Origin of the sequence: Spirillospora sp. NPDC047279, from assembly GCF_040643285.1 — a bacterium.
GTDB lineage: Bacteria > Actinomycetota > Actinomycetes > Streptosporangiales > Streptosporangiaceae > Spirillospora.
This window is the reverse complement of sequence record NZ_JBEYUA010000004.1, coordinates 525,269-537,172: the sequence shown is the minus strand read 5'-3', so window position 1 is coordinate 537,172 and position 11,904 is coordinate 525,269. Positions and strand designations below refer to the sequence as shown.

Below are 11,904 nucleotides of genomic sequence, written 5' to 3'. Positions count from 1 at the left end.
TCTGGCGGGAGGCATTGATGGGGGTCGTGCGCTCTGCGACATTCCGGGCACCCACCCCCACACCAGAGAGGACGCCATGAAGAGCCTCCTGCGGAGAGCCCTGGTCCTGTGCGTCTCGTTCCTGACGGTCGGTGCGCTGGCCGGTCCCGCGCAGGCCGCGCCCGGCGGCTCGGGGCCCTACCCGGCCGACTACGAGACCACCCTCAGGCTCCGCAACCACACCATCTACCGCCCCGACTCCCTTCCCACCGGCATCCGGCTCCCGATCGTCGCCTGGGGCAACGGCGCCTGCCGGGCGGACGGCACGTGGTTCGAGAACATCCTCAAGGAGTTCGCCTCCCACGGCTTCCTCGTCATCGCGAACGGCAGGCCGGGCGGGAGCGGCAGCACCACGCCCGAGATGCTCACCGAGTCCATCGACTGGGCGATCGCCGAGAACTCCCGCGTCGGCAGCAAGTACCGCGGCAAGGTCGACACCACCAAGGTCGCGGTGATGGGCCAGTCCTGCGGCGGCCTGGAGGCCTACGAGGTCTCCGCCGACCGCCGCGTGACCACGACCGGCATCTGGAACAGCGGCATGCTCGACGACGCCGACAACTACCAGCTGGCCCGGCTCCACGCTCCGATCACCTACTTCGTCGGCGGCCCCAGCGACATCGCCTACCCCAACGCGATGGACGACTGGAACCGGCTTCCGGCGGGGCTGCCCGCGTTCATGGGCAACCTCGACGTCGGCCACTTCGGCACCTACAGCCAGCCGAACGGCGGCGAGTTCGGCCGGGTCGGTTCGGCCTGGCTGAAGTGGCAGCTCAAGGGCGACACCACCGCCAAGCAGCTCTTCGTCGGCCCCGGCTGCGGCCTCTGCAACACCCAGTGGACGGTGCAGCAGAAGAACCTGTCCTGACCACCTGGCCTGGTCGGCGGCACCCCGCCGGCCAGGCCCCCTGGTCAGGGGGCGCGGCAAGGGCGGTTCGCGGCCGGGAGGGCCGGGCGCCGGACTGATGTCTCCCGGGTGCGGATCAGGACGACGGCCACGGCGCAGACGAGGACGCCGAGGAGGGAGACCGGGGTCAGGGTGGTGCCGAACATCAGCCAGGACCAGGCCATGGTGGCGGGCGGCGTGAGGTAGAGCAGGCTGGAGACGCGGGCGACCCCGGTGCGGGCGAGGTTGATCCAGTAGAGGCCGTAGCCGCCGAACATCGCCACCACCACGAGGACGGCGATGGCGATCCAGAACGTGGGCGTGGCGGGCGGGGCGAGCGTGCCGGTACCGGCGCTCAGGACGCTGAAGATGACGGCGCTGACGCCGGCCTGGACGGTGAGCGCGTCGACGAGCCCGATGCGCGGGCGGGTGCGCCGTTCGACGAGTGTCGCGGCGACCAGGGCGAGCATCGCCCCGACCGGCAGGGTGTACGCGAGGAGCGGAACGCCCGGGACCGCCTCGAGGTCGGCGCCGACGACGAGCGCGACACCGCCGAGGCCGATGACGAAGCCCGCGACCTGCCGCGCCCGGACGGACTCCCCCAGCAGGGGCACGGCGAGCGCGACGGCCACGATCGGCTGGAGGGCGCAGATGAGCGCGGTGGTGCCGGAGGCGACCCCGTGCTCCACCGCCGCGAACACCCCGTACAGATAACCCGCCTGGCCGAGCACCCCGATGATCACGTGCAGGGCGAGGTCACGGCGGGGGATGCGGCGGCGGCGCCAGATCGCCCAGGCCCCCAGGAGGCCGAACGCGATGATGAAACGCCAGGCGAGCAAGGTCGTCGCCGGGGCGTCGCGGGTGCCCAGCTCGGCCCCGATGAAGCCGGAGCTCCAGGTGAGGACGAATCCGGTGGCGAGCAGAGCGTCGGTGCGGCCAGGCAACGTTCCTCCCGTGGTATACATACCGGTATACCTATTGTACCTACACCGGTATGTATACTCGTCGTATAGCCCATGGAGGAGGGACCGATGCCCGTCGTCGACCAGGACCGGCCGCTCACACCCGCCGCGAAGCGGGTTCTGGAGGTGGCGAGCGCGCTCTTCTACGAACGCGGCATCGGCGCGGTGGGCATGGAGTTGATCGCTGGCGAGGCCGGGGTCACGAAGAAGACGGTGTACGACCGCTTCGGTTCCAAGGAGGCGCTCGTCCTCGCCTACCTGCGCGCCCGCGATGTCCGCTGGCGCACGTTCCTGCTCGATCGCGTCGAGAAAGCGGGGAGCCCCCGCGACCGCGTCCTCGCCACGTTCGACGCGCTGGGCGAGTGGCTGCGCGAGGAGAGCGCCCGAGGTTGCGCCATGGTGAACGCGCTGGCCGAACTGCCCGACCCCGAACACCCCGGCCACCGCGTCGCCGCGGGCCAGAAGGCCTGGCTGCGCAAGCTCTACGCAGACCTGGCCGGGGACGAGGCGCTCGCGGACAAGCTCCTGATCCTGCACGAGGGCGCGGTGGTGACGTTCAGCGTCGCCGGCCTGCGCGACGCCACCAAGATCGCCCGCGAGGCGGCCGCCGTCCTGCTCCCTGAAGCCTGAGCGGCTTCGAGGGCGGCTAGCTTGTTCGATGATCTAGAACATCGGACATCGTGGGGTGGAGAGTGAGTCTTTTCGTTGCCCAGCGGAACGGACGGACGGCGACGGCCGGCGAGCTGGCGCCGCTCGCGTTCGCGGGATACGCCCACTTCACCGCCATGCAGGTCCGCGGGGGCCGGATCCGGGGCCTCGACCTGCACCTGGAGCGGCTGAGCACCGCGTCGAAGGAGCTGTTCGGCCGGGCGATGCCCGATGATCGTGTGCTGTCCTGCGTGCGGGCGGCGCTGGAGGCCGGTCCGGCCGATGTCTCGCTGACGGCGACCATGTACTCCTCCGCGGCGGAGGTCACCGCGAAGGGACGCGACGCGGAGCCCGACGTGCTGATCCGCACCGGGCCGCCCGCCTCCGGCCCGGAGGGCCCGCTGAGACTGACGGCCGTCGAGCATGAACGGGCGCTCCCGGCCGTGAAGCATGTCGGCGAGGTCTCCAAGACGTACTTCCTGCGCAAGGCCGCCGAGCAGGGCTTCGACGACGCCGCGTTCACCGACCGCCGGGGCCGGCTCAGCGAGGCCACGATCTGGAATCTGGCCTTCTGGGACGGCACCGCCGTGGTGTGGCCCGACGCCGCGATGCTGAACGGGATCACCATGGGCATCGTCCGGCGGCGGCTCGACGGCCTCGGCGTTCCGCAGCGCGTCCAGGAGATCACCCTCGACGACCTCCCAGCGCTGGCCGGAGCCGCGGTCATGAACTCCTGGACGCCCGGCGTACCGGTGCACGGGATCGGCTCGGCGCCCCTCCCCGAGGCCCCCGCGTTCATCGCCCTGCTGCACCGCGCCTACCAGGCCGAGCCGCTCACCTCCCCCTGACCGCGCCTAGGGCAGGAGGAGGGAGAGGGTCTGGTGGATCTTGGGGACCACGGCCCGGTCACCCAGGCGCAGGGCGGTGTTGGCGGCCATGAGGACGGCGTCCAGCTGGAACGCGGCCAGGTCGGGGGCGCCGGTGACGTGGCCGAACTCGCCGGACAGGAGGGCCAGCCAGGCCTCGTGCTGGCCGACGAGGGCGTCGCGGACGGGGCCGGGGCGGCTGTCGAAGTCGGGCAGGTTGGCGGCCCAGAAGCAGCCGCCGGCGAAGAGGGGCGTCGCGGCGTAGGTGATCCAGTGGTCGACCAGGGCGTGCAGGCGGGCGGCGCCGGCGGGTGCGGGAAGGGCCGGGGCTATGACGGCCTCGGAGAACGCCTGGGACGCGGTCTCCACGGTGGCGAGGTGGAGGTTCTCCTTCGTACGGAAGAGGGTCTGGATACCGCTCTTGCTCACGCCCAGGTCGGTGGCCAGGCGGCCCAGGCTCAGGCCGTTGAGGCCCTCCAGGGACGCGACGTCCACGGCGTGGCGGGTGATGGCCTGCCGGGACCGGGCGCCGCGCAGGAGTCGTCCGTCTGTGGTCATCGTCGGCATCCTCCCATTGAAATATACATACGTACGACCGTATGTTTTGTGTCGAAAGGAGGGATCCGATGGATGGTGATCGCATGTTCGGGCTGGCGCTGGCGCTGGCCGAGGCGAAGAGTCGCCAGGACGTTCCGGCGGCGATGAGGGTCCTGCATCCGGAGATGGTGCTCGAGGCCCCCGCGTTCGGTTCGGTCTCCCGCGGGACGGACGAGAACGAGCGGGCGCTGGCGGGGTTCTTCGCGATGTTCCCCGACTACGACGTACGGCTGGAGGGGCACGCGGCCAACGGCGAGACCCTGGTGTGCTGGGGGACGGTGCGGATGACCCTGACCGGGGAGTTCTTCGGAATGGCCCCGAACGGCCGGCGGGCGGAGCTGCCGGTCTTCATCTCGTTCACGTTCAAGGACGACCTGATCGCGAGCGAGCTGTTCTTCTTCGACCTGGCGGCGTTGTGCTCGCAGTCGGGCGTGTCCACCGACACGGCGCTGGCCTACCTGGGGTGATCTCGCATGGATTCGAGGGTGAAGGACGTCGCCGACGTCAGGACGGCGTTCCTGTTCGACATGGTCGTCGATCTGGAGAAGCCGGTGAGCATGGGCGCGGGGCCGTTCGGGCGGCGCATCCTGTTCGGGTCGGCGGGAGGGACGTTCGAAGGTCCGCGGCTGCGCGGTGACGTGCTGAAGGGCGGTGGCGACTGGTCGTTGTTCCGGCCGGACGGGACCATGCTGCTCGACGTGCGGCTGACGTTGCGCACCGACGACGGCGCGGCCGTCTACATGACCTACGGCGGGCGCTGGGTCGCTCCCCCGCCCGACGCCGAACGGGTCGATCCGTCCGAGTACTACTTCCGGACGAATCCGCTCTTCGAGACGGGCGACGAACGTTACGCCTGGCTGAACGACGTCGTCTGCGTGGGGTCGGGCTATCTGGTCGAGGGCGGGGTGGCCTACCGGGTGTCCGAGGTGCTCTGAGGCGCGCGGAGACGGCGCTGAGAGGGCGCTGAGAGGGCGCTGAGGTCAGCGGCCCTTGCGGCGGAACATCGCGATGAGGCCGCGCAGCGCGCGTTCGTCCAGGGAGCCGAACGGGTTGTCGTGCACCAGGTAGGTCCAGGTCGCCGAAGGCCGCTGGAGCCCGGCGGCGGACAGGTCGATGCCGCCGGGCCCGGCGGTGAGCGCGTTGAACGTCTCGACGGTGCGGTCGACGGCCTGGCCGAGGAGCTTCTTGCCCGCGGGGACGGCCTCGCGGTTGAACTCCACCAGCGGGTCCAGGCCGCGGCCCAGCGAGCGCAGGTGGATGCCCTCGCGCAGGTCGGCCAGGTAGGCGAGGTGCTCGGTCCAGCAGCGGTCGAGATGGAAGAGGGCGACCTGGCGGGCGGCTTCGGCGACCTGCTCGGCGCTGGTGGCCTCGACCAGTTCGGCGTGGTGCTCGGCGCAGCGCGAGGTGAGGAGGGTGTCGGCGTGGCCGCCGCGCAGGAGCTGGTCACGTTCGGCCAGCACCTCGCGGCGCTGGAGACCGATCAGCTGGTTGTAGCGCCAGGTGTTGCGGTGGATCTCGACGTCGACGCCCTCGGCGACGCGCTGGGCGTGGCCGATCACCCAGTCGGCGTTCCTGTCGTCGACCCGGCCGTCGTCGGCCGGGCTGACGTCGAGCTTCTCGTCGGGGGCGAACTGCGTGATCAGGTCGTCCTCGAGGCTGGTGAAGAAGACCGAGCCGCCGGGGTCGCCCTGGCGGCCGGCCCGGCCGCGCAGCTGGTCGTCGAGGCGGCTGCTGTGGTAGCGGCCGGTGCCGAGGACGAGGAGGCCGCCCAGGTCGGCGACGCCGTCGCCGAGCCGGATGTCGGTGCCGCGGCCGGCCATCTGGGTGGAGACGGTGATCGCGTCGCGGGCGCCGGCTCCGGCGATGACCGCGGCCTCCTCGGCGTCGTTCTTGGCGTTGAGGACGACGCAGGCCAGTCCTGCGCGTTCGAGGCGGCGGGCGAGGCGTTCGGACTCGGCGACGTCGAGGGTGCCGACGAGGAGGGGACGGCCGGTGGCGTGCACGTCCGCGATCTCCTCGGCGATGGCCACCTCCTTGTCGGTGGCCGTGGCGTAGACGCGGTCCGGCTCGTCCGTCCGCACGCGGGGGCGGTTGGGCGGGATGACCGCGATCTCCAGCGTGTAGAACTCGCGCAGCTGCCCCGAGACCGCGAGGGCCGTGCCCGTCATGCCGCAGCGCACCGGGTAACGGTTGATCAGCTCCTGGACGGTGATCGAGTCGAGGATCTCGCCGCTGGCGGACGTCTCGAGGGCCTCCTTGGCCTCGACGGCGGCCTGGAGGCCGTCCGGCCAGCGCTGGAGGAGCGCCACCCGGCCGCGCGAGGAGCTGATCAGCTTCACCGCGCCGTCGCGGACGATGTAGTCGACGTCGCGTTGCAGCAGCACCTGGGCGTGCAGGGCGACGTTGACCGCGACGAGCGTGTCGGTGCCGCCGGGCGCGTAGAGGTCGACCCCGCCGAGCTCGCGTTCGACCGCGCGGGCGCCGGACGGGGTGAGCTGGACGTTGCGGCCCTCCTCGTCGGTCGTGTAGTGCTGGCCGGGCCGCAGGCGCCGGACGAGGTCGGCGTAGAGCGGGTCGGCCGGATCGTGCTCGGACGCCCCGGCCAGGACGAGCGGCACCATCGCCTCGTCCACCAGCACCGAGTCGGCCTCGTCGATCAGCGCGACGCCGGGCTCGGGCAGGACGAGGTCGTCGGTGGCGGTGACCAGGCGGTCGCGGAGCAGGTCGAAGCCGATCTCGCTGACCGGCCCGTAGGTGACGTCGGCGGCGTAGGCGGCGCGTCGTTCGGCGGGCGTGGACGTCTGCCCGACCCAGCCGACGGTGACGCCGAGGAGGGCGTAGAGCGGCCCCATCCATTCGGCGTCGCGCCGCGCCAGGTAGTCGTTCACCGACATCACGTGCACGCGCCTGCCCCGCAGCGCGTGCCCGGCGGCGGCCAGCGCGCCCGCCAAGGTCTTGCCCTCGCCGGTGGCCATCTCGACGACGTGCCCGGACAACATCCCGAGGGTGCCGAGGAGCTGGACGTCGAACGGCCGCTCCCCCAGCGTCCGGCGGGCGGCCTCACGCCCGAGGGCGCACAGCTCGGCCCGGTCGAGGTCGCCGTCGCGCAGCTTCGCCGCGGCGGCGGTCAGTTCCTCGTCGGACAGCGCGCGGACGCGGTCCTCGCGGTCGCCCGCCTCGGCGACGACGGCCTGGTAGGGCGCCAGGTCGACGGTCCCCGGCTTCTGGATCAGCCGCCGGAAACGATCACGCAGCGCCATGCCGAGCCCCCTCGCTCTCGTGGACCACCTTCAGTCGAACGGGCGGACGCGCCGGCCCGTTCCCCCAAATGATCTCAGGCCGGGCCGCCGTCCGCGCCCACCCCGCGCGCACCCGCGATCCGGCTCAAGCCGGCTCGACGCGGCTCGGCCCGGCTCGATCAGCCGCGCCGGCCCGTGTCCGCCTCGACGATCCGTACCTGGGCGGCGACGGCGCAGCCGTCCGGCAGGTCGTCGAACGCCGGGTAGCGGTCGTCCCCGAGTTCGAGGCCGTCCAGCTTGTCCTGGCAGCGCCCGCCGGCGCGGACGACCTGGACGAGGTACCGGTCGCCCTCGCGGCCCCACTCCCGGCCGATGCCGGTGGAACGGATCTCCCACCGGTTGTCGCCGATCTTCTCGGCGCGGTAGTCGGCCAGGTAGTGGCGGCGCCGCTCCTCCGAGAAGATGAAGATCCGCAGGTCATCGTCACCGAGGTCGCGGACCGTTCCACCTGCGACGAAATCGCGGTCCTCCGGGATCCGCTGGCCCCGCTCGGGGAAGTCGAGCGTCACCCGCGGCAGCGCGGCGGGTGGCCGGGAGGTCGCCTTCTGGGTCGGCGTGGGCGTGGGCGACGGGGTCTCGGTCGGCGTGGGCGACGCCTCGGTCGGCGTCGCGGCGGGGCCGGTCGGCAGCAGCGCCCGCGCCTGCGGCGGCGGATCGACGTCGCCCGAACCGACGACGGCGGGCATCGAGTGCAGCACCAGGCCCGCGAAGACCGCCGCCATCCCGAACGCCACGAGGTACCGCCGATCGAAGAACGACCGGTCGGTCAGCCGTTCGCGACGCGTTCCCATGGGTCAGATCACCGGCTCTGCCAGGTACCCCGCCGACTCCCGTTCCACGTCGAGCTCCCGTTCCACTTCGAGCTCCTCGCGCCGTACGGATGGACCTGGACGAGCCCGGGCCCGCTTCCGTGTCAGCAGTACCATCCGCCCCTCCGGTCACGATCGTCAAGGCGATTCGCATCTTCAGGACAAAGACCGCAGCGCCACCCCGGCCCCATCCGGCGTCAACGATCGTCCACGCGTCAACGCCCAGCAAGGGCAACCGCCAAAAACCCCCGAAAGAACGCTCGAAGGACATTCAGCAGGCGGGGCCCCGGCCGCGTCCGGCACGGAGTCCCGCCTGCCGTCGAGCACAGGGACCGAGGGTCAGGCGAGGGCCTGAGATGGTCGGGTCAGGCCCTCGTGAGGCCCAGGAGTTCGGCGGCGGCCTGGGCATTGGCCTGGGCCGCTCCATAAGTGGCCACATGGACGGCGCCTTCGGGAAGCCAGACCGGGAGGCCCATCTCGACCACGATGGCGTCGGGGCGAGCCTGGAGGAGGGCGGTGGTGAGGGCGCGCTGGCCGGAGTGCCGGTGGGCGTCACGGAGAACGATGACCAGACCACGGCCCGTGGCACGTTCCAGCAGGGCAGGCGCCTCGGCCGGGTCGCCCTCGGCCCGCACGGCGTCGGGGACCCACGGGTTGAGGCCCCACGGGGTCGGGCCGACCGCGATGTTGCCGGTGGAGGCCAGTTCGACCACGAGCGGGCCGCTGGTCAGCCCGGGGAACTCGCCGGTCACGTGAACCGCGCGGCGGGCGGCCTCGACGCCGACGGAACGGTCGACCACGCCGGGGGTCTGGCCGGCCAGCCAGTCCTTCAGCCCCTGGGTGCGCCGGGCGGCGTCGCGGAGGCGTTCGAGGGGCAGGCGGCCGTCGTGCACGGCCCGTTCGATGGCGGCGAGGACGGCCCGCAGGCTCTCCTCGTGCTCGTTCGGCCCGAGGCAGAGCAGGTCCGCGCCCGCCAGCAGCGCGCGCACGGACGCCTCGGGGATGCCGATGGCGCCGCTGGCGCCCTCCATGTCGAGCGCGTCGGTGACGATGACCCCCTGGTAGCCGAGGTGCTCGCGCAGCAGGCCGGTGATCGCGGCGGACGAGAGCGTGGACGGCACGCCCCGGGTGATGGACGGCAGGTTGAGGTGGCCGGTCATCACCGCCTGGGTGCCGGCCTGGACGGCGGCCCGGAACGGGACCAGGTCACGGCGGTCGAGGAGGTCCAGGTCGGCGTCCACGATCGGCACGCCGAGATGGGAGTCGTCGATGGTCGCGCCGTGCCCGGGGAAGTGCTTGGCGCAGGCCGCGACGCCGGCCTCCTGGGTGCCGATCACCGAGGCGACGGCGTGCCGGGCGACCAGCTCGGGGTCGGAGCCGAACGAGCGGGTGCCGATCACCGGGTTGTCGGCGGCGGTGTTGACGTCCACCGACGGGGCGAAGTTGAGGTTCACGCCGACCTCGGCGCACTCGGCGGCGAGGGAACGGTAGACCCGCCGGGTGAGCTCGGGGTCGTCGACGGCGCCGAGCGCGGCGTTGCCGGGGTACGGGCTGCCGGTGAGGTGGCCGCCGAGCCGGGTGACGTCGCCGCCCTCCTCGTCGATCGTGATGATCGGGTCGGCGGCCTTGCGCATCTCGGCCGTGAGGGCGGTGAGCGCCTCCGGGCTCGGCACGTTGCCGATCAGCGCGAAGAGGGTGACGCCGCCGAGCCCCCTCTCCAGCTCGTCCAGGAGCCAGCGGGGCGCGCTCGCGCCGGGGAACGACGGCAGCAGGGTCCCGCGGGCCAGCCGTCCGAGGTCGTCGTCGCTCATCCCTTCACCGCCCCGGCGGTCAGGCCGGACACCATGCGGCGCTGGACGACGAGGAAGAAGATGATCACGGGAATGGTGAGCAGCGTGGACGCTGCCATGATGGGCCCCCAGGAGTTGCCGCTACGGCTGAAGAAGAACTGCAGCATGATCGGCAAGGTGTACTTGTCTTGGTCGTCCAGGAACGTGTAGGCGAAGATCAGCTCGTTCCAGGCGGTGATGAAGGAGAAGATGCTGGTCGCGACCAGGCCCGGCGCGATCAGCGGGAGCAGGACCCGGAAGAACGTGCGGATCGGGCCGGCGCCGTCGATGGCGGCGGCCTCCTCCAGTTCCTTGGGCACCGCGGCGACGAAGCCGCGCAACATCCAGATCGCGAACGGCACGGCGAAGCCGGCGTAGACGATCACCAGCCCGGGCAGGCTGTTGAGCAGGTCGAGCTGCTTCAGGTCCAGGAAGAGCGGGATGACCAGCGCCTCCAGCGGCACCATCTGCACGATCAGCAACATGATCAGGAACGTGGTCCGGAACGTGAAGCGGTAACGCGCGACCGCCGTGGCGGCCAGGACCGCCAGCAGGCCGGAGACGACCACGGTGACGAGGGCGAGCATGGCGCTGTTGCGGAAGTAGACCCAGAACGAGGTCTCCGCGATCTGGCCGTTCAGCACCAGGTCGAAGTGGTCGAGCGTGGGGTGCGCCGGCAGCGGCTTGGGCGTCGTGCTGAAGATCTCGTCGTTCGGCTTGAACGCGGTGGAGACCATCCAGAAGACCGGGAAGACCGCCAGCAGGAAGATCAGGATCCCGGCGCCGTTGAGGGCGCCCTTGCGCAGCAGGCGCCTGCGCCTGGCGCGGCCGCCGCCCGTCCGGGCCGCCGCGCGGGGGCTCGCGCTCACACTCATTTGGTCTCTCCCTGTCGGACCATGACCCGGACGTACAGGGCCGTGACGATGAGCAGGATCACCGTGAGCACCATCGCGATCGCCGAGCCCATGCCGAGCTTGGGGTTGAGCGATCCGAACGCCTCGGAGTACGCGTACAGCGAGAGGTTGAAGGAGTCTCGGTTGGCCAGGCCGGACATGATGAACAGCTGGGTGAAGACCTTGAAGTCCCAGATGATCGACATGACCAGCAGCACCATGAAGATCGGCTTGAGGACCGGGAAGGTGATGCTCCAGAACGAGCGCCACGGGCCCGAGCCGTCCACCCGCGCCGCCTCGTACAGCTCGCTGGGCACGCTCTTGAGGCCGGCCAGCACCGACACCGCGATGAACGGGCAGGCCTGCCAGACCACGCAGATCGTCAGCACCGTGTAGGTCGACAGCGGCGTGGCGAACCAGTTGTAGTCCTCCCAGCCGCCGCCCACGAGCCAGTCGGGCAGCAGGTCCAGGGACCAGTTGACCAGGCCGCCGGTGGAGCCGAAGAGCCACGAGATGATGATCGCCGCGGTCACCGGCGGGGTGGCCCAGGCGACCATGACGCCGCCCGAGACGAAGCTCGCCATGCGCCGGCCGAGCTGGTGCAGCAGCAGGCCGATCAGGGTGCCGATGATCATCGTCAGCGACACGGCCACCAGCGCGAACAGCACGGTGTGCTTGAACGTCTGCCAGAAGAACGGATCGTTGAAGATCGTCTTGTAGTTCTCGGTGCCCACCTGCTCGGCGGGCTCGCCGCGGAGCTGGCGGTTGCCGACCTTCTGGAACGACATGATCGCGATCTGGATCATCGGCCAGAACATCAGGACGGCGATGACGACCAGCGTCGGGGCGATCAGCAGGTACGGCCCGAAGCGGGGCCGGCGGCGGGAGCGTGCCGCGCCGGAGGTCTTCCGATCCGGGGTCTTCCGCACCGCTGGGGCGGTGTCGAGCATGGACTCAGTCCGATCAGCCGGGAAATGGGCGGGGCGCTGATGTGCGCGCTGACGTGTGGGCGGGCGCGCGAGGAGGCCGGTGAGGCGATGGAGATCCCGGGGGCCTTCGGGGTGAGGACCCGAAGGCCC

The 11,904-nt window shown here is 71.4% G+C and carries 12 protein-coding genes; 5 read left to right on the top strand and 7 right to left on the bottom strand.

Annotated elements, in window-relative coordinates:
* The first annotated feature begins 76 nt into the window (after positions 1 to 76).
* Positions 77 to 904, top strand: coding sequence for an alpha/beta hydrolase (locus ABZ810_RS13120; RefSeq protein ID WP_358402730.1), 828 nt, complete (start codon positions 77 to 79; stop codon positions 902 to 904).
* A gap of 44 nt (positions 905 to 948) precedes the next feature.
* Here the strand turns inward: ABZ810_RS13120 and ABZ810_RS13115 are convergent, their stop codons facing one another.
* Positions 949 to 1,866, bottom strand: a complete 918-nt coding sequence (locus ABZ810_RS13115) for a DMT family transporter (protein WP_358402728.1) — start codon at positions 1,864 to 1,866, stop codon at positions 949 to 951.
* 87 nt (positions 1,867 to 1,953) lie between these two features.
* Between ABZ810_RS13115 and ABZ810_RS13110 the strand changes: the two genes are divergently transcribed.
* Both ABZ810_RS13110 and ABZ810_RS13105 read left to right on the top strand, forming a co-directional pair.
* Positions 1,954 to 2,514 (top strand): helix-turn-helix domain-containing protein, encoded by a 561-nt coding sequence (locus tag ABZ810_RS13110; RefSeq protein ID WP_358402726.1) that lies wholly within the window; start codon positions 1,954 to 1,956, stop codon positions 2,512 to 2,514.
* A gap of 62 nt (positions 2,515 to 2,576) precedes the next feature.
* Positions 2,577 to 3,380 (top strand): aminotransferase class IV family protein, encoded by an 804-nt coding sequence (locus tag ABZ810_RS13105; protein ID WP_358402724.1) that lies wholly within the window; start codon positions 2,577 to 2,579, stop codon positions 3,378 to 3,380.
* A gap of 6 nt (positions 3,381 to 3,386) precedes the next feature.
* Here ABZ810_RS13105 and ABZ810_RS13100 read toward each other — a convergent pair whose 3' ends face one another.
* A complete protein-coding gene (locus ABZ810_RS13100; RefSeq protein ID WP_358402722.1) occupies positions 3,387 to 3,956 on the bottom strand; it encodes a TetR/AcrR family transcriptional regulator in 570 nt (189 codons plus the stop codon).
* Positions 3,957 to 4,024: 68 nt separating this feature from the next.
* Here ABZ810_RS13100 and ABZ810_RS13095 point away from each other — a divergent pair, with 68 nt between their 5' ends.
* A complete protein-coding gene (locus ABZ810_RS13095) occupies positions 4,025 to 4,462 on the top strand; it encodes an ester cyclase (protein ID WP_358402720.1) in 438 nt (145 codons plus the stop codon).
* Between the two features lie 6 nt (positions 4,463 to 4,468).
* Complete coding sequence (locus tag ABZ810_RS13090) at positions 4,469 to 4,930, top strand: DUF3237 domain-containing protein (RefSeq protein ID WP_358402718.1); 462 nt, start codon at positions 4,469 to 4,471, stop codon at positions 4,928 to 4,930.
* 45 nt (positions 4,931 to 4,975) lie between these two features.
* Here the strand turns inward: ABZ810_RS13090 and secA2 are convergent, their stop codons facing one another.
* From secA2 to ABZ810_RS13065, 5 genes are all read right to left on the bottom strand, one after another.
* Entirely contained in the window at positions 4,976 to 7,255 is a 2,280-nt protein-coding gene (gene secA2, locus ABZ810_RS13085; protein ID WP_358402716.1) for an accessory Sec system translocase SecA2, read from the bottom strand.
* A 158-nt stretch (positions 7,256 to 7,413) separates the two neighbouring features.
* The gene (locus ABZ810_RS13080) at positions 7,414 to 8,085 is read right to left on the bottom strand and encodes a hypothetical protein (RefSeq protein ID WP_358402714.1); all 672 of its coding nucleotides are present in this window, start codon (positions 8,083 to 8,085) and stop codon (positions 7,414 to 7,416) included.
* A 383-nt stretch (positions 8,086 to 8,468) separates the two neighbouring features.
* Positions 8,469 to 9,914, bottom strand: coding sequence for a glycoside hydrolase family 3 N-terminal domain-containing protein (locus ABZ810_RS13075; RefSeq protein ID WP_358402712.1), 1,446 nt, complete (start codon positions 9,912 to 9,914; stop codon positions 8,469 to 8,471).
* On the bottom strand, positions 9,911 to 10,807 hold the full coding sequence (locus ABZ810_RS13070; protein WP_358402710.1) for a carbohydrate ABC transporter permease: 897 nt from the start codon (positions 10,805 to 10,807) through the stop codon (positions 9,911 to 9,913). Before ABZ810_RS13070 ends, ABZ810_RS13075 begins: the two co-directional genes overlap by 4 nt.
* Positions 10,804 to 11,775: a sugar ABC transporter permease gene (locus ABZ810_RS13065; RefSeq protein WP_358402708.1), complete on the bottom strand. Its 972-nt coding sequence runs from the start codon at positions 11,773 to 11,775 to the stop codon at positions 10,804 to 10,806. The genes ABZ810_RS13070 and ABZ810_RS13065 overlap by 4 nt, the downstream gene beginning before the upstream one ends.
* Positions 11,776 to 11,904 lie beyond the last annotated feature (129 nt).